Here is a 24,887-nt window from a genome sequence, read left to right as displayed (position 1 = left end):
GCGTGTTTTTTGACAGTATTGAGAGCAAAAAAAAGTATAAAAGCATTAGTTTTTTGCATAAAAAATAATAATAAATAAGGAGCGGTAATGACTACATCCGATGAAAATGATAAAAAACTGTCGACCAAAGACATCACCACAGACAGTATGCCGATTACCAGTGAAGAAATGATTGGCTGGATCAACTCAAGGCGCAGTATGGGAAATTTAGACACGCCAGCACCCACACATGCCCAAATTGAAACAGCGATTGAGTGTGCGGCGACCGCGCCAGATCATAAAAAACTGCGCCCATGGCGTTTTATAGTGACGCAGGGTGATGCCCGTCATGAATTGGGGGATGCCTTGGTCACAGCGGCCCAAGCCAAAGCTATGCAAGAGGGCGAAACGCTGCTGTCCGAAAAGGACATCTCAAAAACTCAGGCCATGCCATTAAGAGCGCCCGTCATCATCACGGTTGTCACAAAAATACAAGCGCATAAAAAAGTCCCCCCTTTTGAACAAATGCTAAGTGCGGGTGCGGCTGTACAAAACCTGATTTTGGCGCTAAAAGCCCAAGGCTTTAGTACAGTGTGGCGTACGGGACTGCTGTGTAACGAACCCGCTGTTAAATCATATTTTGACGTTGGTCCAGATGATTATGTCACGGCTTTTGTTTATACTGGCACCAGTCCTAAAAATGAACCCGCCCGTAAACCGATTGATATCGAGTCTTTATTGCGATTTGAGTCATAATATATCTAAGCGCTGTTTACTGAGTCTTTTCGCTTAACGAATACTGCCTTCTAAAAAGACAGTTGGTCGTATAGTAAAAAGATAGAGAGACTCAGTATCCCAAAGCGTCTAAATCATGATAAATTCTATTAATAATAAATCAGCCAATACGGATAACAGCAAATGACCAGCCCTAATGATAGCAATAAAGACATCAGTAGCGATAACACTGAGATGGATATGAATGCACCTGAAAAGCAAAACAGTCTGCTGGCAGGTATCATCGAACGTGCTACCAAATCGGGTATTGGCCGTAAAAAACTCAATCCTAGTGCAGTAGAGTCAGCAGTGGCAAAAAATATGGCGGATATTCACAGTAATCCTACCAAGCTACGTTTGGCGTTTTTAGGCGGTGGTAGTTTTGGTACAGCAATGGCAAACTTGGCTGCACGCAATGGCTGTGATACCACGCTGTGGGTACGTAACAAGCGTACGGTAAAGGCGATGGTAAAAACGAAGACCAATAAAAAATATTTACCAGGTTATAAGCTTGATGATCGCCTTAAATATAGCCATGACTTGGCAGCAGCTGTTAAAGACAAAGACATCATTTTTATTGCTGTGCCGGGTTTGGCTTTTCGGGAGACCCTAAAGAATATTGCTCCTTTCATTAGTGGTCAGTCTATTGTGTCATTAACCAAAGGGATGGAAAAAGATACTTTTGCCATGATGAGCGACATTATTAAAGATGAGCTGCCTGAAGTGAATTTTGGTGTCATGTCGGGGCCAAACCTTGCGATAGAAATCATGAAAAACATGCCATCGGCTACCGTTATCGCCAGTGAGTCTGAGCCATTGCGCCATGCCGTACAAGCTGCGTTACATAGTGCATTTTTTCGAGTATTTGCCAGTGATGATGTCAAAGGTGTGGAGCTTGGCGGTGCACTAAAAAATATTTATGCGATTGCCATGGGAATGGCAGCGGCTTATGATGTTGGTGAAAATACCAAGGCGATGATATTAACTCGTGCCTTGGCAGAGATGAGCCGTTTTGGGGTTGAGGCGGGCGCTAACCCGCTTACCTTCTTAGGGTTGTCAGGTGTTGGTGATTTATACGCCACTTGTAGCTCGGAGCTCAGTCGTAACTATCGTATCGGTAACATGCTCGGTCGCGGTATGAGTATCGATGCCGCGGTGAAAAAACTTGGTCAAACGGCTGAAGGGGTCAATACCATTCAGCAAGTGCATGAGAAAGCCACCAAAGAAGGCATTTATATGCCTATTACCCATGCGTTGTATGCGGTCATTTATGAAGATAAAGCAGCACTAGGTGTGGCGTTACATCTCATGGAAGCGGGCTTCCGTAGTGATGTTGAATTTGTGATGGCACATGATCATAGTAATGCGGCGCTGACTGCGCAGATGAAAACATCAAGTGACAGCGCCAAAGATGACGATAATGCGGACAATCAATAATGTCATTGTTATGACAAATGTAGTGCACCAAGGAAGGTTATGAAAATTATACTAGTACGTCATGGTCAAGCAGAAGATGAGTCGCGCCCAGACAGCGCCCGCCAGTTAACTGACTTTGGTCAACAGCAAGCAATGCAGACGGCAGAGTATGTGATGACTCACTATCATCCTGATTATTTTGTCGTCAGTCCTTATGATAGGGCGCAGCAGACGCTAGCAGCATTTCAGTCGCGCGCGCCCGAGGTTCCAGCAATCGTACAGGAAAATATCACGCCTTCTGATGATGCGCGTCAAGCTTTAATAGATATTGCGGATATTGACGCTGAGTGTCTGGTCGTGGTGTGTCATATGTCTATCGTTGCTTATATCGCTGGCCTATTAACTGGTGATTATCCTGAGTCATTTTCTCTTGCAGAAGCAAGAGTGTTTGAGATGGACTTTATAATGGCAGGTATGGCAAAAGAGATTGACCGTTTTGTGCCTGAGCAGCCGTATTGAGATTAGGTCGAATCGTCAGTGATCCTGTTGACGCTTAGTCTATTGACACTTAGTGGTGTTAAACTGGGCTAAATAAGGGTTGGCTATTAAAAATTTAGCCACCAAATCATCAGATTTTAGCTATGACAAGATAGCAATGATGACAGTCAGCCAACCAACCTGCATCAGAATGAAATTGTCTACATCTTACCTTTAAAACAGCTTTAATAATTAAGGACACGCTTAGTGTTACATGTTTGGTTACGAGCGCAGCATAGCCCGATAGCTGTCTGGCATGAAGATATTCAGCAATGGCAAACGGTTGATGGTTGGCAACAGCTGCAAACGGTCTACGGCAATTATAAAACCAATGTACAGAAAAATTTGTGTCTATATTTTCCATCAAGCCATATATTGCAGGTAGATACTGAGCTTAATACGACTCAGCTTAAACAGCTGGGCAATAGTGGCAAGCAATACTTGTTTGAAGAGACATCCTTGACCCCTGTCGAGCAATTGGCCATTCGGCAAATCAGTGAAGCGGACAATCACCAACTGTATGCACTGGCGCAAAGCGATATCGAGTCATGGCAGCAGAGTGCTAAGCTCGCTGGCATGAGCATCACGGCGTTACTGCCTGATTTTCTATTGCTGCCAACGCCAGAAGAGGGAGCAGGTCAGCAAGTAACACTGTATCAGGATGCGCAAACCATGCTACTGCGTCAGTCATTGCGACAAGGCATGGCTGTCAGTTATTTACCCTTAATTTTTGAACGTTTCCCGCATTTAAGTGAAGTGAGCCTATTGCCGCCCATAACGGCTACAAATGAGACTTCACAGCCATCACATTCGTCCATGCCCATGAACTTTATGGCGCAAACAGCCGCGATTGTTGCAGATCACCAGCTGTTATTAACCACATTGACCACGACGCCCAAGCCTGTTGCCAGCCCTGAGCGTCACGCGCTTAATTTCTTTATTAAATCAACGGACTCAAAGCTCTCACCGTATTTGCGTGTGGCAGCGATGGTAGCGTTATCGGCACTGGTATTACAGATGGCGACCGATGGCGTGCAGTGGTATCAGTATAATAAGGCGACGGTAGCGACCAAAGCTGAGATTGCGGCGCAGTATCAAGCTTGGTTTCCAAATGAGCCATTAAGCTCGCGCACCAAACTGCAAGTGCAATTGCAACCAAAGCTGCGCAGTGACAGCCAAGCACCAGCCTCACACATGGCAGCATTGACTCGCATATCCCCGTTAATCAAACAGTCTTCACTGCGGGCACAAGCGTTAGTGATGCAGCCATCAGCACTCAGCTTTACTTTGATTGCCCCTGACCGTAATAGTCTTGATCAATTTACAAGCACACTTGTTGCGCAGGGTTTAAATGCCAAGCTTGCACAAGTAAACAGTAATGAGCAAGGGCAGTTTAGTGGTCAAGTGACGGTGAATGTCGTAGAAAATGACGCTACACAAACCAATGTGGCGGCATCATAATTTATTTGCCAACTAGGCAGTGGTAATAAAAGTCAAAAAGGTTGGAAAATGAAACGATTACAGCGCCGCACCAAACGTAATAACATCACTCCAGAGACCAGTAAAAGTATTGGCGCCAACGTGCTGTCAGCGCGTGTAAGCAACTTCCAACAGGTGCTATCGTTACGCTGGCAGGCACTTTCGCCGCGTGATCAGTTGGCGTTGGCCGTATTGTCTATGTTTTTATTATTGTTTATTGGTGGCTACGGTGGCTATAGTATTCATCAAGCAGCAAACGACAGTAAGCGCGACTATCAAGAGCAAGTGGCTGATTATTTTTGGTTGCGCGCCCAAGCGGGTAACATCGATAGTAATGCGATGAATACGGCGGATGGTGAAGCCGCCATGCCACCTGCCAATGGTATCAGTGTATTATTAAACGACTCAGGTATTGCCAACGCCCAAGTCGTTGCGACGGGTGATGCCGTGCAACTGAGCTTTAATCATGCCAGTCAAGCGGTGGTTAGCACAGCACTTGGCAAACTTGAACAGCAAGGCTGGCAGTTCACTCAGCTATCGATACAGCAAGACTTGGCTACCAAAGCCATTCAAGTGCAAGCGACTGTCATCTCATAAATCGATAGGCTATTGAAACTGGATGTATTTTAATTTTGATCTACTACAGCCCCAAATTTATCGATTATCAATTTCTAAAATAGTCATTTGTCGTTAGCGTCATTGAAAAATTGCATGTTTGGCACAATTAACTAATTATTACACAGGCAGAGATGGATATTTAAGATGAATCAATCTTCTGATCGCAAACCGGACACGCGTATCCATCAGCAGACCAGAACTGCTGAACACCAAGATAATGCGTCAGTCGAAGCTGCATTTGATTATGAAGTAACTCAGCAAAGACAGGACTATGGGGCGAGCGACAATATGAGCAATGGTAAGCGCCGTTCTTTAATCACTTATAACCACATTACGTATTTTCTATACATAATCAGCTATTTTACTGCGGGATTACTTTGGATTGTGCCAATTGTGATGAACTATGCGAAGCGCCATGATGCAGAGGGTTCGTGGCTGGCCACGCATTTCGATTGGCAGATTAAGACCTTTTGGTATAGCATCGTATTCTTCTTTGTCGGTATTATTATCATTACCTTTGCACTAGGTGGGTTTGGCCTCAGCATGCTGGCTGATAGCGGTAATATCGCTATTGGTTCGGTACTATTAGCGGTATTTGGCCTACTAATCATGATTTTTACCTTTATATGGCATCTTTATCGTATCGTCCGTGGTTGGATAGCATTGACTGATGGTCGCCCCGTGCCTTAATTATCACCATGATTGGTATATAAGGTGCTGTCTACGTTTTAGATAGGGCTGCGAATGCGGACTTTTCTCTTGTTTTTTTACGTAGCTGACGATATGTGGCAGCAGCCCATCATAATATTTAGGTATCCAAACGCTGTTTCAATCAAATGCTGTTTCAATATCAAAATTTAGCGCATGAAACTTTGCTCTTATTTCTGTTAAGCTGATATAATCGCAGCGCTTGATTTTATTCGCACTATTCACTCACTATTTCTTTCGAGCAGGGTCTGCCATTACTATGTCTTATGCCTTACTTCGCCCTTTTTTGTTTAAGATGGATCCAGAACACGCCCACGAAATGACCTTATCTTTATTAGATAAAGCTCATAAAGCGCGTGTTTTAGGTTTAGTATACGGTCAGTCAATGCAGCCCACAGATTGTATGGGCTTGCAATTCACCAATCCGGTCGGCCTAGCTGCAGGGCTGGATAAAAATGGTGATTATATCGATGCGCTGGCTGAGCTGGGCTTTGGTTTTATAGAAGTGGGCACGGTCACGCCAAGACCGCAAATAGGCAATTATAAGCCAAGGCTGTTTAGAATTAAGCAGGCAGATGCTATCATCAATCGAATGGGTTTCAATAACCAAGGTATCGATTATCTGATCGAAAACGTCAAGCGCTGTCAATACAAAGGCAATATTGGGATTAATATTGGTAAAAACGCCGATACGCCAGTAGAGCAAGCCGCTGACGATTATGTCTATTGTTTAGAGCGTGCTTATCCGCATGCCTCCTATATCACCGTTAATATCTCCTCACCAAACACTAAGAATTTACGTGATCTACAAAGTGGTGAGGCACTGACCCAGCTTTTGCATACGATCAAAAACCGTCATAGCCAATTAGCCACTGAATACGGTTTTTATGTGCCGCTGGTATTGAAAGTTGCTCCTGATTTAGAGCCGCTACAAGTGGACTATATCTCGCAGCAATTGCTCGATTTTGAAATTGATGGGTTGATTGCGACCAATACAACGTTGAGCCGTGTTGGTGTTGAAGACCTACCTGATGGTGACCAAGCAGGTGGCCTATCCGGTCGCCCAGTCAGCCACATTAGTACCCAAATTTTACAACAGTTCTCCGATCAGCTAGATGGTAAAGTCGCTTTAATAGGCGTCGGCGGTATTGACAGTGGTGCGAAAGCCGTCAAAAAAATCGAAGCGGGTGCCGACATGGTGCAGCTTTATACGGGGCTTATTTATCGTGGTCCTGGGCTGGTACAGTCTTGTATTCAAGCAATCGGTGGCTATTATGATGCGATGGAGCTCTAACGCATCAACACTCCTAGTTCATTACCTATTAGATACACAAGACAACTGTATTTTGGGTTGAGTCATCAAAGATTAACGTGTCACAAAAACTGAAGTAAACATCCAATAAAAATCAATAAGGTATGAGGCGTAGAACATGAGTGGTCTGGATATCGTGATTGCTATTGTTGTTTTGATCGGCTTATGGCGCGGCTTTCAGGTCGGATTGATTAAAACAGCCGTTGGTTTGGTTGGCTGGTTTATTGCCCTTATCGCTGCCACGCGTTTGGCAGGAGTGGTTTCGCCGCAACTATCAAGTATCGTGCAAAACCCCGTTTTACAAATGGCAATGGCATTTTTATTGGTGGTGATAGTCATATTGGCCATCATGCACTTAGTGGCATTTGTATTCTCAGGAGTGCTTAAAACCTTACGCTTGGGTATCGTTGACAAAATGGCAGGTGGTGTACTGGGTGCCGCTAAAAATATACTGATGGTCTTAGTCGTGCTTAGCGTCAGTGCGCCGTTACTGGTGCAAATGCCACAATGGCAAACGTCAGTGCTCGCGCCTGAGCTATTGCCTTATGCACCGATGGGTAAAGCGTTGGTCTCAGATGTGTTAGGTATGGCTTGGGATCAAGTCAATCAGTCGTAAGCATTTTACGGTTAACCTTTAATGCTTCGATGCTGTTAGCTTGGGTTTATGGTGCTAGAGGTTATCGCTTCTATCATATCGTCTTTGTAATTTATCCTTGATAAAAATTTATTTGATCACATTTAGGGACCATAAATGCCAATGAATAGTGCATTTTTCTAATAGTCAAAAGATAAATATTCGTTAAATTCTGAACAACAATCATCAGGTCGGCGGTGAGTGACAGCTCACATCTAAATAGTGAACTGTCAGAAATTTTGCCGTTATTGTAGTACTAATGTATGAGTCAAAATAGGATATAACTATGTGTGGAGTCGTTGGGGTTGCAGCTCATGAGCCAGTCAATCAGATTCTTTATGATGGCTTGACGATGTTACAGCATCGTGGGCAAGATGCAGCAGGTATCGTCACTTTGCAGGATGGACGACTCTATCTACGTAAAGAAAATGGTATGGTACGTGATGTTTTTTTGAATCATCATATGATAAAGCTGGTCGGTAAGTTCGGTATTGGTCATGTGCGCTATCCAACGGCGGGTACTTCTAGCAGTGCCGAGGCTCAGCCATTTTATGTCAATTCACCTTATGGTATTACGCTTGCGCATAATGGTAACCTAACCAATGCTGAGACATTGGCCAAAGAGTTGTATATAGAAGATCGTCGCCATCTTAATACAGATTCAGACTCTGAAGTATTGTTGAATGTACTGGCACATGAGATGCAAAATTTGGGCAAAACCCATCCAACGGCTGATGATATTTTTGAAGCAGTAAAAGCGGTTTATAGTCGCTGCGAAGGCGCTTATGGCGTAGTCGCTTTGATTACGGGTCATGGTCTGCTTGCTTTTCGTGATCCAAACGGTATTCGTCCGCTTATTTTTGGTAAGCGCATGGCACCGAATGGCGGCACCGAGTATATGGTTGCCTCAGAGTCAGTAGCACTGACAGGATCAGGTTTCAGTATTATCCGTGATGTGAAACCTGGCGAAGCCATCTTTATTGATCTCGATCATAAATTACATACCCATCAGTGCGTTGAGCAGCAAGAATACACGCCTTGTATCTTTGAATATGTGTATTTTGCTCGTCCAGATTCTATCATGGACAACATCTCAGTTTACAAAGCCCGCTTACGTATGGGTGAAAAGCTGGCTGATAAAATCCTTGCTGAATGGGGCGAAGATCACGATATCGATGTGGTGATTCCGATTCCAGATACCTCGCGTACGTCAGCGATGGAGCTGGCACTAAAAATGAATGTTAAGTACCGTGAAGGGTTTATGAAAAACCGCTATATCGGTCGTACCTTTATCATGCCAGGTCAACAGCAACGTAAAAAATCAGTTCGTCAAAAACTCAGCGCCGTACCACTTGAGTTCAAAGGTAAAAACGTACTGTTGGTGGATGATTCTATCGTTCGTGGTACCACTTGCCATGAAATCATCCAAATGGCACGCGATGCTGGTGCCAACAAAGTATTTTTTGCTAGCGCCGCGCCACCGGTTAAATATCCAAATGTCTATGGTATCGATATGCCAGTCCGCAGTGAGCTTATTGCCTCAGGTCATACGGTAGAAGAGGTGCGTGAAATCATCGGTGCTGATAGATTGATTTTCCAAGATTTGGATGACTTGATTGATGCGGTAAAAGATACCAAGTATAGTAAAGTTGAAGGCTTTGATTGTGCCGTATTTAATGGTTGCTACATCACTGGGCAAATCAATGAAGCGTATCTTGAGCATTTACAAGAGCAACGCAATGACACTGCCAAAACGGGTAAAAAAGGCGTACAAATAGTGGCTGATACCCCAGTTGATATGATGGGTATCGAAGAGATGTAAATAGCTCTGGTTAAAAAATACTTTCGAAAAAGGCTGCATTCTCATTAGAATGCAGCCTTTTTTATTTAAAATATAGTCCCGTTATATGGTTTAAACTTATTCATATTAACTAGCGCATGTCATCCATTCACGCATTTGTCAGTTTTCTAGTAACCACTTAAAAAATTAGTAAATACCCACAGCAAGCCATTGATTGCGGCGATACCAACGACCATGCTGACCAATAACTGACGGCTGATATGATAAACGAATAACACCAAAATAAGGGCCCCAATTTGTGCCATCAATAAATGCAGTTCAGCACTATTTAGCCCGGTCGCTGCCGATAAATTTTGATAAGAAAGGCTGGTCAAAATAAGCAAAACCATCACTGATAGTGGCAAGCTCTCATTGAGTCGATGCAGCCAAGGTGTATCTAACAGTTTTCTGGGTATTAAGGCAGGTAGAGCACGCGTAATAAAGGTCACAGCGGCCATCGCAAAAGTTGCAAAAATAAGGTAACTACTGGTCATTATTGGCACCCGTCATATTACGCTGGGTCCAAAACCCACGAGCTAAAATTAATAGCATACAAATGGTAATCGCCACCAATAATAACCAATTGCTGGTAAATAAGGAGGCAACTGCTAAAGAAATGACAGCAATAGCAATTGGGAAATAACGTTTGATACTTTGAAACTGCTCATAAGCTAAGATCGCAAACAGACAGACTAAGGCAAAATCCAAATGTGGTACCAAATCGCTGAGAGTACTGCCGATCATGACACCAATAGTGCTGGCTAGTACCCACCAGCTTTGATTAAATAAGCTCAATGGCAGTATCAACGCTTGTCTTGACTCATTAGGTAAACTGGTCATAACAGAGAAAGTTTCATCAGTCAGGGCAAATAGGCAATAGGTTTTGGCAAGCTTATGTTCTGGTAGGTATTGCAACAAGGGCATACCATAAAATACATGACGTAAATTAATAGCGGCAATATTGGTTGCGATGCTACCAATCGGAAGACCCACACTCAGCATCGGCAAACAAGCATATTGAGCGGCGCCCGCATACAGTACAACACTCAACATAATCGTTGCCCATACAGGAATACCGGCAACTTGTGCCAGCACACCAAAGGCGATACCCGCAGGTAAATAGCCCATCGCCACAGGTAGGCTTTTTTTGAAGCCCGCCACCCAGTCGTAGCTGGTCTCATGGTGTTGATGTAATTCTTTTGAATGAGTAGTCACATGACATCCTAATGTTTACTGTCTTTTGGTTATTATTAATTTTTTTACTTAAAGATTAATTTTAGAAAAATGGGTTTAAAATGAAGATAAGTCCGAGTAGTAGCAAAAGCACCCTAGCAAAAACACACTTGATCTAAAGAACATTACACAGTTGGCTGGAGTTTTTCATAGCTGGCTGTTTGATGAGCTCGGTACAAGAAGCCACCTAAAATAATCAGCCGAAGTAATAACAAACACCACACACTTAGCCAAATACCAGTCATATCCCACTGTTGGTAGAGCAACCAGCTGAGTGGAAAAAAGATAGCGGCTAGTATCAAAGCGGCGTTACGAATCACATTACCCGCAGTTAAGCCAAAAAATATACCATCTAGCCAATAGGCACCAACGCCAACGAGAGGTAGTAATACGGCATAAAGATGGTACTCATAAGCCAGCGTAAAAACGGATTCGATATTGGTCATAAATTGCAAATATGTTGGCATCGCAAGCCACCATATGGCACTTAAGGTGATGGCTAAACCGTAACTGACGACGCCCGTGCGCTTGACGATGATACGAAAACGTGGCCAATCCCGTCGTCCTGCTGCTTGACCGCTTAACGTCTCAGCCGATACCGCCACGCCATCAAGAGCAAAGGCTGAGATACTCAATACTTGCAGCAAAATAGCATTGGCAGCTAAGATGACATCGCCACTTTGAGCTGACAGGCGGGTAATCCAAGCGAAACTCAATGTCAAAATAAGTGTACGGATAAAAATGTCTTTATTTAACGAAAATAGCCTAAGCATTTGTACTTTAGAAAAATGTTGCTTGTCGGCAGTGAACAAGGCTTGCCAAGATATTTGTAAATGCTGACGGCTAAGCCACAATGCCAGTATCACGCCCAGCCAAAAGGCAATAGTGGTTCCTAACGCCACCCCAACCAATCCCATCTGCATACCGTAGACAAAAAACAAAGTCAGAATGATATTCAGCATGGCGATAAAGCCTTGTTGGTAAAGCATGTAACGAGTCTTACCTTGACCAGCAAACCAACCAATAAAGGCAAAGTTCATTAGTTCAGCGATGACGCCCCAAAAGCGTATATCCAAATAGGTTTTTGCTGCTTGCCCACTTTCGGGGTTGGCTGATAGGGCTTGCAAACCAAAATCTATCAACCAAGGTTTTGCCAGTAACAGAATGGCGCCAATAATAAATGCTAATAATAAGGCACGTTGCAAGATTGATAGTAGGGGTGATGGGATTAGGTTTGACGATTTTGTGATATGAGTAGAAATATCAACATGATTGGCCGATTGTCCTAGCGCTTGAGCCGACAGCCCAGACGACGCATATTGCAAAAAGTTAAAACTCACGAGTAATAAAGACAATAACTGTATAGCCAAGCCCATCCCAGCAAGCTTAGCTGTGTCATTCATGTTGCCCACAATCGCGGTATCGATGACGCTTTGTAGTGGCATGGCTAGGTTGGCCAATAATACTGGCAACGCAATAGCAATGATACGTGTATAGCGAGTATCAATCGGTGGCATAGCACTAGGTGGCGAGGTAGTCATTGGCATTTTTGGCTCGTTTATCGCTGAAAAACAAGAAAGGCGGAGTTAGTCTCATGAACGCTATGACATTACCGTATAGTCAGCTCACTATAAAAAAGTTATGGCATTAACCTTGCTTGAAGTATGGCTTATATATTTGACTCTGTTGCCTTGACCTTCTTGTAAATGGAGTTAACTCTTGCAGGGTTGATATTCAAGGCAAAAATAGCTACAAAGACAAAAGCACCTAGACTCATTATTCACGAGTCAGGTGCTTTGATTTAAACGTCAGTAACGTGATAAAAACGGATGTTAACCTTACTGAAGCGCAGTTTTAATGAATATCTTAATTAAGCATAATGGCACATCGCTACATACTGTTTTACTTAAGCATTACTTTAACTAAGCATTGTCCTTATTAGACATTGTGTTATTCAAACATCTTTGGATCATTGAAAGTGACAATTTCTTCTTCAAACTCAGGTTTTACTTTCACGATAAAGTCATCGCGTGACAGACCCATATGTAATGGAATCGAGCTTGCAATATACGTTGATGAGTAAGTACCCGCCAGTAACCCGATAAACAATGCCACTGAGAACCAGAACAATCCATCGCCGCCTAGGAACAACATTGCTAAAACAACCAATAACACGGTAGAGATAGTCATAATGGTACGGCGCAGCGTCTCTGTTAAAGACAAATCAATTGTCTGGCGTGGTGTAATACCACGGACACGACGGAAATTCTCACGAATACGGTCATACACAACAATTGTATCATTGATAGAATAACCAACCAGTGCCAAGACGGCCGCCAAGACGGTTAAGTCGAAAGGAAAGCCAAATAAGGCAAAAACACCAATGGTCACGATAGCATCATGAAACAGCGATAATACCGCACCAAGAGCGAGTTTAAACTGGAAACGTAAGGCAACATAGCCCAACATACAGACCAATGCCAACACGAGTGACATGACTGAGTTTAGATAAATTTCATTACCAACTTGGCTACCAATAATATTAACATTACTGATTTCGACGTCATTATTAGGCAGGGACAAGGCTTTATTAAGGCTGGCATTCAATCCGTCAACGCTATCCGATTGAGGAGGAAGGCGAACCAATAGCTCTTCTCGAGTGCCGAGATACTGTACTACAGCATCATCAAAACCATTATCAGCCAATGCTTGTACGACTTCAACCTGCTCGACAGGCTGATCGTAACGGACATCCGCCGACACACCACCAGTAAAATCAAGCCCTAAGTTTAGACCGTTCACTGCAATAGCAATGATACTACCAATAACCATCAATAGAGATAAAAGTGCCATTGGCTTTTCTATCTTCATAAACGGAATGATACGCTGATTGCCAACGGCTTTGATACCGCCTTCAGCGATTGCAGCGGCATCATCTGCAGCATCACCCGATTCTAAATCAGGATTGGCTGCTTGAGTGGCCAGTGCTTGATCCGCGTCCTTACCACTGCTCAACGTTTTATTTTTTCTTGATGTAGCGGTAGTCGGGTTATTGGCTTTGGTATTACTACCTTTACCATCACGGCGTGGTTTTTTGCGGCGGCGTGTGCTTGCCTCAACATTTGAGCCACTTGAACCATCTCGATCTGGATTGTTCTGCTGTTCTAAAGGATTGTTCTTATCAATCGTCATAATATTCTCCTAACCGATGCTCAAACGTTTGATAGATTTACGCTTACCATAAGCAATCTGTACCAGCGCACGTGTCACCATAATAGCGGTAAATAGTGAGCTGACAATACCAATAGCCAATGTAACCGCAAAGCCTTTAATCGGACCCGTGCCAATTGCAAATAGAATAAAAGCAATCAATAGGGTGGTGATGTTGGCATCGAAAATACTACTAAAGGCTCGATCAAAACCTGCCACGATGGCGGATTTGGGCCGTACCCCGTTTGCTAGCTCCTCACGTATTCGCTCAAAGATCAGTACGTTGGCATCGACGGCCATACCGATGGTCAAAACGATACCAGCAATACCAGGCAAGGTAAGTGATGAGCCTAAGATTGACATAATAGCAATGATGATAATAACGTTCACGGCCAGCGCCACGTTGGCAATCACACCAAATAGACGATAGAAGATAATCATAAACGCAAACACTAATAGATAACCGACTTGCGTAGAGAATAGACCTTTATCAATATTGTCTTGACCTAATGATGGACCAATGGTGCGTTCTTCTACAAAGTACATCGGTGCGGCAAGTGCGCCTGAGCGTAGTAGTAGTGCAAGCTCGGCAGCTTCAGCGCTACTATCTAGACCAGTAATACGGAAGGATGAGCCAAGGACCGCTTGAATATTGGCACGGTTAATGACTTTGACTTCAGCGTAAGGCGTTCTGACTTCGACAGTCTCGCCAGTCTCTGGGTCTTCTTCGTAAGTGATTCTTTGCTTGTTTTCGATGAACAATACTGCCATCTGTTTGCCAACGGCTGTACGGGTGGCATTTTGCATGAGCTTACCACCAGCACTGTCTAAAGTAATGCTGACTTCAGGCGAGCCGCTTTCATCCACACCAGTTTGTGCATTGGTGACTTTATCACCAGTGACAATCGCTTGACGTTCAAGCAATACCGGTGGACCATCGAGTGTCTCAAATGGAAATGCCTCAGTACCTGCTGGCGGGATTCCGCCCGTATAGGTATCGGCGTCTTCTGCCACCATACGGAACTCAAGATTTGCGGTACGCCCTAAGACACGTTTTGCTTCAGCAGTATCTTGTACACCAGGAAGTTCGACGACAATACGGCTAGCACCTTGAGACTGTACTAAAGCTTCAGTCACACCCAGCTCAGCAATACGATTGCGAAGGGTCGTTAAGTTTTGATTGACCGCATAGCTGTTGATTTCATCTAAAGTGGCATCGTTATACGCTAAAATTAGTGCAGGACCTTGCTCATCAATAGAGGATTGCAAGTTAAATGTATTGCCCATCGAGCCTTGCAGGACGTTCTGTGCACGGTTACGAGTGTCTGTATCAGCGAAATGTAGTACCACGCTTCGATCTTCAGTCTTAATGCCTTTGATCGCAATTCGCTCAGCACGTAGCTCGCGACGCATGTCACGACTGGCACTGGTCAAACGTTGTTCAAGTGCCTTGTCCATATCGACTTCTAGCACAAAACGCACACCGCCACGTAAATCAAGACCAAGCTTCATCGGTTTTGCTCCGATATCACGTAACCACTGCGGTGTCGTTTGCGCCAAGTTAAGCGCGACCACATAGTCTTCGCCCAAGTTTTGACGCAGTACTTCCTGAGCTTTTAGCTGATCGACTGGATTGTCAAGACGTACCAGTGCACTGTTGTCCTCAAACGTCCCATCGTGGTTATTGATACCAGCCTCTTCAAGCAAGCTTTGAGACTGAGTTAAGATACCTTCAGACAGCTGTGTACCTGCAGCGGCGCTCGTAATCTGTACGGCAGGTTCATCAGGGTAGAGGTTAGGAGCAGCATATAGACCGGCAATGATTAGCACGACGGCAATAAGTAAGTATTTCCAAGCGGGATATTGCATAATCACTTCTTTAAGTTGATAAACGACTGGCGACGTAGGCCACAAGTTAGCAGATGGGAAGTTAGTGATAGCAATGGTTGAGTGCTGTATTTAGCAGTCGTCATCATGCACCATTGCGATCATCCGCGATGATAGTAAAACAGTAAAGCAAATAATACAGACGTATCTTTGTATAGTCATCAATAATATCACTGATAAAATCAATAAAGACAGCATGCTCAAAAGCATACACATAAACTGTCTATACTCTATGAAACTGTTGTTACGTCATTGCTCTATAGCGAAAAATGACCGTAAATAAGGTACGGTCATTCTTAGTTACTGTATTAATCACTATATTTATTAATGATAGAAAGGTTAATAATCATCAATAAAACGCGACCAATCTTTCAATTAATCATTAAACGCTTTCAATCGTGCCAGCCGGCAATACTGAAATCACAGAAGCACGTTGTACTTTAACATCAGTATTGTTATTTAGGCTGACCACCGCATAGTCACCTTCTATGGCTTTGATACGACCCATCAAGCCACCAGCAAAGATAATTTCACTACCAACCTTTAGCGAATTAACCATTGCACGGTGTTCTTTGGTACGTTTAGACTGCGGACGGATCACCAAAAAGTAAAAAATCGCAAAAAAAGCGACAGGCAATAAGATTTGACCGAACAGTGATGCGGCACCGGCAGTTTCAGCAGCATGAGCAGCTTGGATAAATAACAACATAGTTTCTCTCAGTAAGTCATGGATAATAATAAAATTAAACGCATAGTAACAAAAAATTCCAAACTTGGTAACTGTTAATCATAGGCGGGGTAGGTTTTTCTTAAGGTCATAGCGTGCTAGCAGTCATTACTTTTTGCGGCAATATTTTTGCCACATCATATAAATAATGCTGAAGCGCTGAGAGTATAACAAAATTCAAGCAGCGAATGGATGCTAGGTAATAGTAGAGTATTAATTAAAGGGTATGATCAAGGATACCAAAAAGCAAAGACTTAACAATAGCGTCTTATTGTGAAATAGCATCATCAATGCTACTATCAAATGGCAATAATTTCCTGCATTTAGCACACGATTTATTAGTATATAATAGATCCTACTATCTGGTGTTAAATCAGTTTTGAGCAGCGAGTCACAGTCGTTTTATCAGATAACTAACTATGCTTGTTTTGTTGTTTGCCTTTTAAGGGTTTAGCATCACTTGCTCATTATATTATTATTCCTTTTCCTCTTTTCTGTTTAGGTTACTTAACTTGTTTACCTCCTTTATGTTTGTACCTCGTTTATGTCGTCCGCGCGCTTTTAAAGAAGCGTCTGCTAAACCTCCTCCGACACCACGCTATTTACAGCGTCTTAGCCTTACTAAATCAGTCTCTAGGCTGTCGGCACTACTAGCAATGCTGATGTTTTTATTGCCTCATTCCGCTTTTGCAGCGGGGGGCGTAGTAACAGAAAGTCTAGTAGCAGAGCCGACTGCTATGAGTGTGTTATTGTTGATATTTTTTGTGGTTGTTGCCATCGGTATCTCATTTGTGTGCTCTTTATCAGAGGCCGCATTACTGAGCATGACACCATCCTATATTGCGGATGTTCAAGAACGCAATCCAAAAAAAGCAAATATGCTAAGACGCTTAAAGGTCGATAATATTGATCAGTCGTTGGCCGCTATTTTGACCTTGAATACAGTGGCTCATACGTTAGGTTCTATCGGAGCGGGTGCTCAGGCTACGATTGTGTTTGGTAGTGCTTGGTTTGGGCTGTTTTCTGCCATTATGACGTTGGCTATTTTGTTTTTATCTGAAATTATCCCAAAGACACTTGGAACGGTATATTGGCGTCAGTTAAGTGGTATGGTTGCTTACTTTGTGCGCGGTATCATCTTGCTGCTTTATCCGCTTATTTGGATTTCGGAGCGGCTAACGAAACTGCTGGTACGTGGCAAAGAACCACAAGCATTTAGCCGTCGTGAGTTTGCTGCGCTTGCCAGTATCGGTGAAGAGTCAGGACAAATCGACCCATTAGAATCTCGTATTATTCGCAATTTACTCGCATTTGGTGCGATTAAAGTCGAAGATATCATGACCCCGCGTTCGGTGATGTTGGCGTTTGAAGAAAATAAAACAGTCGCCGAATTATTGGTTGATCGCCCAAAACTGACGTTTTCACGACTGCCAATTTACGATGGCGACTTGGATAATATTACTGGATTTGTCCTAAAGACAGACATGCTGCTGGCCAAAGTAAACCATGCAATGCACAAGCCGTTGACTCAGTTCAAACGTGACATCACTTTTGTATTTTCAAAAATGAAACTGTTTGATTTGTTAGAGCTGATGCTAAAGAACCGTATTCATATTGCGATTACGGTCGGTGAATATGGTGAAGTTAAAGGCTTGGTTACTTTAGAAGATGTGTTTGAGACCCTGTTAGGACTTGAAATTGTGGATGAAATAGACCGCGTCGAAGATATGCAAGCACTGGCTCGACAAATGATGGACAGACGAGTAGAGCGTTTGGGTATGAAACTTAGTGATGATGAGCAGTACGAAGATAATAGTACGGACGCTAAGTAGCATATAGGGCATGTCTGCAACAGACCCTAATATTATCTGTGCTATTTTGCTTGTTTGGCGGCAGTTTCTCTCATTTTTATCATCATTTTTAAAATGAGAACACAGCCTAGTGCGACTTATTAAATTGGGTTTAGATTAACAAAAAATGAATCAACATTAGAGCGAAAACTGAGTTATGGACGGCGATAAGCGGTTCAGTTAATATTTTTTGTATCTATTGTAATGATGGGCAATGACTCATATTTCAGAACCAATGGCGCCGTATGATTAGTATTCTAGCATTCGCAATAATTACACAGGGTGTCACATAGCTGTGAGAATTGAATGATAGTCTCACTCTAATGATAAAAGTACGCCGTTATCATTAATGAGCAAGTGATTATTAAAAAGACATTCTTCACAAGTAAATGAAGAGTGTGAGCGATAGCGCTCGATTCATTTATCATTATGTCAATGAGTAATAAACGGGTACTATGTTTTAGTCAATAAAAACGTTCATTGTCAATATATGACAACAACGACAACAGCATCGCTAAGGATTATCATGAAACGATTATGGGGAAAAGGGCTTTTGGCACTATTGGTAAAAAGTGCCAGCGTAGCGGCGGTAATGACCGTTGCAAGTACTGTGAGTATCAGTGCGCAAGCGGCAACCATGACCGAAGCTTTGGTACAAAATTATGCAGCCGCAATGAAGTCAGCAGCAAATAGCCAAAATGTCAATCAGGTCGCTCGTCTTGTCTCTGACGATGCACTGATTTCAATGTCTAGAAAAGGTAAGTCTACCAGCTTAGATAAAGATGCTTATTTAAAGTTGCTGCAAAACAGTTGGAATAATACCTCTAATTATCGTTATGATATTTCTGTTGATAATATCGTCATTACGGGCGATCAGGCCAAAGCCAATGTGACGACCAATGAGAGCTGGGTAAAAGATGGGAGAAATGTCTCATTTGTTACCACGTCAAGAGTGACATTGACGTTATCGACTGGTAATGCGGTGCTACTACGTGCCGTATCACAAGTAACGATTAATTAACCGTTAATTAAATATTCATTAAGCATCAGCTAGTCAGCAATTAGGCATTGATTGAAAAATATATTTATCCTTGGATAATCAAAAAGGATAGTAACCCCAAGAGACTATCCGAAAACAAAATACTCCATCATAAATAGCTATACCGATTCATAATGTCGACTATTAAAATGATTGATTGCCTCCGGTGAGTGGTCTAAAAATGGACTCAACTTATGGTGATTATCTTTTTATATTAGGCTGGTCTTTGCTTCACATTGCATACTATACTAGCAAGTAACTTTATCTTATCACTTTCTGTCGTTAGGAAACTTCCAATATCATGTCTACTGTGCTATCAAAATCTCGCTCGTTTATTGCGTTGCCATTGACGCTTGCGGTATCAACTCTACTTATCAGTGCTTGTAGCAATACGTCAACGGTAAAAAAGGGTGCGACCAATAGCTCATCTGTCATTACCAAACGTCCCGCCAATAAAGCGCCTACATCAAGCAGCAGTACGGACTATTCAACGGCATATTTGGATGCGGAGAGTTTGGATGAGTTAGCTGATTTACTCGAAGCCACTGACATGACAATGGTAGAAGGCAACAAACTTGCTATTCAGCAGTATGGTGATTTATGGAATCGCTTGCGTGCGGGTTATCGCATGAATGGCGGTCAGCCGACTTACAATCAGCGTATCGAAGGGCAAAAAAGCTGGTTTACCAGTCGCCAAGACTATTTAAACCGTTTGACAGCACGTGCCAGTCGCTATATCTATCACACGGTACGAGAAGCTGAGCGTCGTAATATTCCAACAGAGCTGGCTTTGTTGCCAGTCATTGAGAGCTCTTACGATCCAAGTGGTACCAGTAGTGCAGCAGCAGCAGGCTTGTGGCAGTTTATTCCAAGTACGGGTCGTATCTATGGTTTGAACCAAAGCGGTACCTATGACGGTCGACGTGATGTCATCGAATCAACACGCGCCGCTTATGACTTTTTGACGGCGCTGCACAATCAGTTCGGAAGTTGGGAGCTGGCATTGGCTGCTTATAATGCGGGTCCTGGTCGTGTACAAAAGGCCATCGATGCCAATGCTGCGCGCGGACTGCCAACAGATTATTGGTCACTTAGACTGCCTACTGAAACCATGAACTATGTGCCGCGCTTTTTGGCAGTTGCTGAAATCGTTGCTAAGCCTGAGCAATATGGTGTCTACTTGCCCGCTATTGCCAACCGTCAGCATTTCCGTAGTGTGCCAGTGAATTATGGTGTTAGCTTAGCTGAAGTCGCACAAATGACAGGCGTTAGTTACGACGAATTAGAAAGATTAAATACCGCATTAACCTCAGGACGTGTTGATTCTTCGGGCCCTCAGCGTATTATCATTCCTAATGATGTTAGTCTTAATGCCGATGCCAAATTAAGCTCATTGAGAGGCAATGGTACGGGCAATATACTTGCATCGAGCAATACGAGCACACCAAGTAGCACGAGCACAACGCCAAGCTATAATAGCAAACCCTATACCGGCTCTTCACTACCATCGACTGGTAGTGCATTGGCTGATTACGCAGCAAGCGCTAGCGTGCCGCAGCAAACGACCAGTTATATATCACCGTCAGCCACACCTACTAGCAGTTCTGTTTACAGTAGTAATGCCTCGGTGCGCACTGAGCCACCATTGAGTACGGCAGAAACCAACAAGATCAATGCTGAGCTAAAAAGCAGCAACAGTCTACCGACCACTTCGGCGCAAATCACACAGAACAATACGATTGTCCAAGAACCACCACTAAGCAAAGAAGAGCGTGATTTTATTGCCAATCAAATTCGCAGCAACACACCTGAAACCAACGTAGTCAATGCTGATGGCAATATTAATCTATCAGCAGTACAGACACAGCAATCTATTCTAGAAGCCAGTGGCGAAGAGAAAAAACTTAGCTTTGCAAAAACATCAGTAAGCAAACCAAAACCTCAAGGTGCACGTACAACTTATACCGTCAAGCGTGGCGATACCTTGTCTAATATCGCTAGTCGTGCTGGTGTCAGCTGGCGCGATATCGCAGAATGGAATCAAATAGATGCCAGCTCTAAGCTGCTATCAGGCAGTACCTTATACTTATACAATGCGAAAACCATCGAACCGTTGAGCACAGCTAACAACGCCGCAGCAAGCCAACCAGACAGCTATGTAGTACAAAGCGGTGATACGCTGATTGGTACTGCTAATCGCTTTGGTTTATCGGTGACGCAGTTAGCAACTTACAATAATTTGAGCAGTAGAGCAGATTTATTACGTGGTCAAAAGCTATGGTTGATACCAGGTAAAGTAACTGCGCCAGCGACCACGCCTGCTGCTCCTTCAACTAAGCCGAAGAAATCATCGACTGCGACTAAAAACTATAAGGTAAAAGCGGGCGATGGCTTGATTGCTCTCGCACGTCAGTTCAATGTTTCAACTGATACATTGGCGAGTCTCAATAACATGGGCACTACAAGCTCACTATATGTTGGCCAAACTCTAAAAGTGCCTGCCAATGTCGATTTTGATGCAGCAAGCACCTCAAGCTCTAGTAGCAGTGCCAGTAGCACAAGCTCAGTGGCGACCACCAACTATAAAGTTAAATCTGGCGACACTTTAATTGGCATTGCTAATAGTGTGGGTATTAGTCCAGCAGAGCTTGCGGCGGTGAATAGCAACTTTGATGCAAAAGCACGCTTACAACGTGGTCAGACCATCAAAGTACCGGTTTCTAAAGCATTGGTTGATCGTCAGCTAAACGACAAAACCATCAGTTATAAAGTAAAGTCAGGCGATACGTTAACAGGCGTGGCTCAACGTTATAATATTGGACTTAGTGACTTGGCAACAGCGAATAACTTGAAAACCAACTCTAATTTGATACTCGGTCGTACGATTACGATTCCTGCCAGTGGTAGCGTTACAGCGACCTCTAGTAGTAATAAACAAAGCAGTAGTTCGGCTAGTAGCACTGCCATGACTAGCACAGCAAGTAGTGGTAAAAAATTGGGCAACACTGAGAACTATAAAGTTCAATCAGGTGATGGTTTGATTGCTCTAGCACGTCAATTTGGTGTTTCGATAGACGACTTGGCGGCAACTAACGATCTCGCGACCAATGCCCAGTTACAGCGTGGACAAACGCTTAAAGTACCAAAGCTTACGGTCAGCTATACTGTTGGATCAGGAGACAGTTTAATTGGTTTAGCGCGTAAATATGGCGTCTCTACGCAAGAGTTGGCTGAGATGAATAATATTGCCGCGGATACGATGTTACAGCGCGGTCAGCGCCTCACCGTACCTAATCGCTAATAAAAAGTTAATTATTGGACTAATATCCAAATAGATATTGCTTCGATAAATCATACCCCACAAAAAAGCTGCTCTTATAAAGAGCAGCTTTTTTTATCTGTAAAATCCAATTCTCAAAATATCTAATAATATTTATTAATTAGACAGTTTGAGTTTTGATGGTTTCAAGATAACTTCTGATGTTGCTAACATAATGCATCGCTTGCCCGTATCGGCTATTGGAAGCTTTATTGTCGGCTAAGTAAGCATAAACGTTCGCCCAGCTTTTATCATCAATACCCTGATTTCTTAATTTACGCTGAATGCTTTTCACCGCATTTGGTCCCATATTATAACCAGCAAGAGCAAACCAGATACGATCTGTCTTTGGCACATCAGAAAAGTCATCTTTCATTTGCTCTAAATAACGCGCGCCGCCGCCGATACTTTGATAGGGATCGACGCGATCTGAGACGCCCATAGCTTTTGCTGTATTGTTAGTCAACATCATGAGACCACGCACACCAGTTGGCGATACGGCATTGGCATCGAGGTGTGATTCTTGATAACCCATGGCCACCAATAATTCCCAGTCATGATTGTAATTGCGCGCTTGCTCTTCGAAAGAAGATTGATAATCAGGCAATTTTTCGGTCAGGGTTTTTTGGAAATGATCTTGGCTATAGGCATCTTTTAGCAAGTTTTGATTATAAAAGGCAGCCAGCTTTTGCGTGTTTTGGAGCTTGATACTATCACATAAAAAGTAACTGGCTTTTTGTGATAATGGATCATTGGGTGAGCTAAATGTCCAGCTAACTTTTGGGTGCAGACCATTTTTTGTCAAACTGGCATCATAACCACAGCTGACATTAACAGACGATAGGTTCAACTGGCTTTTGAGTTTGGTGCTGGCAGTGGTCAACGCCATATCAGCGCTACCTGATCTTACTGCTTTTAATGCCGCTTCTTCATTGGCATAAGCTTTTAGATCGATATCGACGCCAAGCTCGTCAGCATACGTACGTACCAGATCAAAACCAAAGCCGTGTTGAAAACCATCAGTCGCGAAATAAGTACTGTCACCCGGGACGGCAGCGATGGTTAATGTGCTTTCCAGCATGACATTAGCATAGGCTGGCACCGGTGCACTCATCGTCGTCAGACTCTCAGCAGGTAAAGAGAGAAGGGCAATACTAGAAACTTGCGCGAGCTTTTTAGTTCTAGAAAAACGACTTGATGTCGTTGGGGTAACGGATGAAACGATGTTACTTTTAGTGTTCAGTAGGCGTTTAGATGGACGCAGTAAATAAGAAATACGGCGTTTGGCCCCTTGCGCAGATACTTTCACACGATAAGTAATACGCTGCATGGATGTCTCCTGATTTTAGCCATCCTGCTTACCGTAAAATGCTTGTGAATGTATGCTTATAAAATCGTCATACATCGGTATTACATTTTAGATAACAGCGCACTTCCTCATAGGATAAGTGCGTCGTCACCCTGCTCAATAATAGTGCCGCTAATGAATGTTTTATCAAATGTAGCCGTGCAGTTTTTTAATTAGCTATTTATCTATTGGCGTATCACGTATGAGGACTAAGAGATCTCTCAAAATATCGATATAAAGTGTCAATATAAAAATTATGAACGCACAACACCGCGAAGGATATAAATCGGATGATTCCTTCATCGATGAATAGATAGGGCTAAGAATAAAACAACTATATATTAAACATAGGTAAGGTCATGAACTAAGTTATTGAGACAAAAACGTAGAGTGAACGGGGCGCTCATGCACTCAGTTTTTCCACGCTCATATTAATGACCAGTGACGCTTTAAATTATTGGTAATAGAGTCAATAGTGATTAATATTTTTGTCCAGCAATAAAGGCAAGCAAGTCGCTATTTTCATTATTAATAAAAAAACTAATAGAAAATTTACGCTAATATTCTATTAGTTAGCGGTTACTCATCAAGTATCGCGATACTCAAATTAAGACATACCGTGCTGCTGAAAATATATCATGCACAGTGTATCTACTGGTAAACCACCTAAAGCCTCACTATCTATACAACGTCGATAGCTATATAACATAGTGAAATTTTAAAGGGTTATACTCATTTAAGTACCATAACCGGAAGCTGTAATAAATGGGAAGCCTCATGACAAGACATTCTTTCTTCGGGTAGTAATATGCGGATATTCCTTGGATTATTCAAGTGTGGTTAAGAAATTAGCGATAAAACTTAACAATTGGGCTATAGACGGTTAAAAATAGCCTTGTTACTGATAGACCGATGAAAATTAAAACAGCAAAAAACATCAATTTTGGGTAATAAGGCTGATTGTTATTAGCCTTGTT

At 43.0% G+C, this 24,887-nt stretch carries 19 protein-coding genes; 12 read left to right on the top strand and 7 right to left on the bottom strand.

What is annotated here, in order from left to right:
* Positions 1 to 147: 147 nt before the first annotated feature.
* The 9 genes from JMX93_RS01185 to purF all read left to right on the top strand — a co-directional run bounded on the left by JMX93_RS01185 (position 148) and on the right by purF (position 9,279).
* The gene (locus JMX93_RS01185; RefSeq protein WP_499203740.1) at positions 148 to 735 is read left to right on the top strand and encodes a nitroreductase family protein; all 588 of its coding nucleotides are present in this window, start codon (positions 148 to 150) and stop codon (positions 733 to 735) included.
* A 162-nt stretch (positions 736 to 897) separates the two neighbouring features.
* Positions 898 to 2,190, top strand: coding sequence for an NAD(P)H-dependent glycerol-3-phosphate dehydrogenase (locus JMX93_RS01180; RefSeq protein ID WP_443215281.1), 1,293 nt, complete (start codon positions 898 to 900; stop codon positions 2,188 to 2,190).
* Positions 2,191 to 2,229: 39 nt separating this feature from the next.
* The gene (locus JMX93_RS01175) at positions 2,230 to 2,688 is read left to right on the top strand and encodes a SixA phosphatase family protein (RefSeq protein WP_499203598.1); all 459 of its coding nucleotides are present in this window, start codon (positions 2,230 to 2,232) and stop codon (positions 2,686 to 2,688) included.
* A 225-nt stretch (positions 2,689 to 2,913) separates the two neighbouring features.
* The gene (gene gspL / locus JMX93_RS01170; protein ID WP_443215283.1) at positions 2,914 to 4,167 is read left to right on the top strand and encodes a type II secretion system protein GspL; all 1,254 of its coding nucleotides are present in this window, start codon (positions 2,914 to 2,916) and stop codon (positions 4,165 to 4,167) included.
* A 48-nt stretch (positions 4,168 to 4,215) separates the two neighbouring features.
* Positions 4,216 to 4,782, top strand: a complete 567-nt coding sequence (locus tag JMX93_RS01165; protein WP_198331990.1) for a type II secretion system protein M — start codon at positions 4,216 to 4,218, stop codon at positions 4,780 to 4,782.
* A 165-nt stretch (positions 4,783 to 4,947) separates the two neighbouring features.
* Positions 4,948 to 5,493 carry a DUF4870 family protein gene (locus tag JMX93_RS01160; RefSeq protein WP_443509885.1) on the top strand — a complete coding sequence of 182 codons (546 nt, stop codon included), beginning with the start codon at positions 4,948 to 4,950 and terminating at the stop codon, positions 5,491 to 5,493.
* A gap of 277 nt (positions 5,494 to 5,770) precedes the next feature.
* Positions 5,771 to 6,805 (top strand): quinone-dependent dihydroorotate dehydrogenase, encoded by a 1,035-nt coding sequence (locus tag JMX93_RS01155; protein ID WP_499203597.1) that lies wholly within the window; start codon positions 5,771 to 5,773, stop codon positions 6,803 to 6,805.
* 136 nt (positions 6,806 to 6,941) lie between these two features.
* On the top strand, positions 6,942 to 7,439 hold the full coding sequence (locus tag JMX93_RS01150; protein WP_443509884.1) for a CvpA family protein: 498 nt from the start codon (positions 6,942 to 6,944) through the stop codon (positions 7,437 to 7,439).
* Between the two features lie 304 nt (positions 7,440 to 7,743).
* A complete protein-coding gene (purF, locus tag JMX93_RS01145) occupies positions 7,744 to 9,279 on the top strand; it encodes an amidophosphoribosyltransferase (RefSeq protein ID WP_198331987.1) in 1,536 nt (511 codons plus the stop codon).
* A gap of 146 nt (positions 9,280 to 9,425) precedes the next feature.
* Here the strand turns inward: purF and JMX93_RS01140 are convergent, their stop codons facing one another.
* The 6 genes from JMX93_RS01140 to yajC all read right to left on the bottom strand — a co-directional run bounded on the left by JMX93_RS01140 (position 9,426) and on the right by yajC (position 16,336).
* Complete coding sequence (locus JMX93_RS01140; RefSeq protein WP_198331986.1) at positions 9,426 to 9,791, bottom strand: AzlD domain-containing protein; 366 nt, start codon at positions 9,789 to 9,791, stop codon at positions 9,426 to 9,428.
* Positions 9,781 to 10,512: an AzlC family ABC transporter permease gene (locus JMX93_RS01135; protein ID WP_499203596.1), complete on the bottom strand. Its 732-nt coding sequence runs from the start codon at positions 10,510 to 10,512 to the stop codon at positions 9,781 to 9,783. The genes JMX93_RS01140 and JMX93_RS01135 overlap by 11 nt, the downstream gene beginning before the upstream one ends.
* A 143-nt stretch (positions 10,513 to 10,655) precedes the next feature.
* The gene (locus tag JMX93_RS01130) at positions 10,656 to 12,077 is read right to left on the bottom strand and encodes an MATE family efflux transporter (protein WP_499203595.1); all 1,422 of its coding nucleotides are present in this window, start codon (positions 12,075 to 12,077) and stop codon (positions 10,656 to 10,658) included.
* A 403-nt stretch (positions 12,078 to 12,480) separates the two neighbouring features.
* Complete coding sequence (gene secF, locus JMX93_RS01125; protein ID WP_193011023.1) at positions 12,481 to 13,722, bottom strand: protein translocase subunit SecF; 1,242 nt, start codon at positions 13,720 to 13,722, stop codon at positions 12,481 to 12,483.
* Positions 13,723 to 13,731: 9 nt separating this feature from the next.
* The gene (gene secD / locus JMX93_RS01120; protein ID WP_499203594.1) at positions 13,732 to 15,609 is read right to left on the bottom strand and encodes a protein translocase subunit SecD; all 1,878 of its coding nucleotides are present in this window, start codon (positions 15,607 to 15,609) and stop codon (positions 13,732 to 13,734) included.
* Between the two features lie 400 nt (positions 15,610 to 16,009).
* Positions 16,010 to 16,336: a preprotein translocase subunit YajC gene (gene yajC, locus JMX93_RS01115; RefSeq protein ID WP_193011021.1), complete on the bottom strand. Its 327-nt coding sequence runs from the start codon at positions 16,334 to 16,336 to the stop codon at positions 16,010 to 16,012.
* Between the two features lie 545 nt (positions 16,337 to 16,881).
* On the opposite strand from yajC, the gene JMX93_RS01110 reads away from it, so the two are divergent.
* From JMX93_RS01110 to JMX93_RS01100, 3 genes are all read left to right on the top strand, one after another.
* A complete protein-coding gene (locus tag JMX93_RS01110) occupies positions 16,882 to 18,186 on the top strand; it encodes a hemolysin family protein (RefSeq protein WP_443215303.1) in 1,305 nt (434 codons plus the stop codon).
* A 544-nt stretch (positions 18,187 to 18,730) separates the two neighbouring features.
* Entirely contained in the window at positions 18,731 to 19,225 is a 495-nt protein-coding gene (locus JMX93_RS01105) for a nuclear transport factor 2 family protein (RefSeq protein ID WP_193011020.1), read from the top strand.
* Between the two features lie 319 nt (positions 19,226 to 19,544).
* The gene (locus tag JMX93_RS01100; protein WP_193011019.1) at positions 19,545 to 22,544 is read left to right on the top strand and encodes a LysM peptidoglycan-binding domain-containing protein; all 3,000 of its coding nucleotides are present in this window, start codon (positions 19,545 to 19,547) and stop codon (positions 22,542 to 22,544) included.
* Positions 22,545 to 22,683: 139 nt separating this feature from the next.
* Here JMX93_RS01100 and JMX93_RS01095 read toward each other — a convergent pair whose 3' ends face one another.
* Positions 22,684 to 23,892, bottom strand: a complete 1,209-nt coding sequence (locus JMX93_RS01095) for a transglycosylase SLT domain-containing protein (protein WP_193011018.1) — start codon at positions 23,890 to 23,892, stop codon at positions 22,684 to 22,686.
* Positions 23,893 to 24,887 lie beyond the last annotated feature (995 nt).

This window comes from Psychrobacter muriicola 2pS, assembly GCF_904846535.1.
GTDB lineage: Bacteria > Pseudomonadota > Gammaproteobacteria > Pseudomonadales > Moraxellaceae > Psychrobacter > Psychrobacter aquimaris.
Note: the sequence above shows the minus strand (reverse complement) of the source record. Positions and strands in the feature narration are given on the sequence as shown.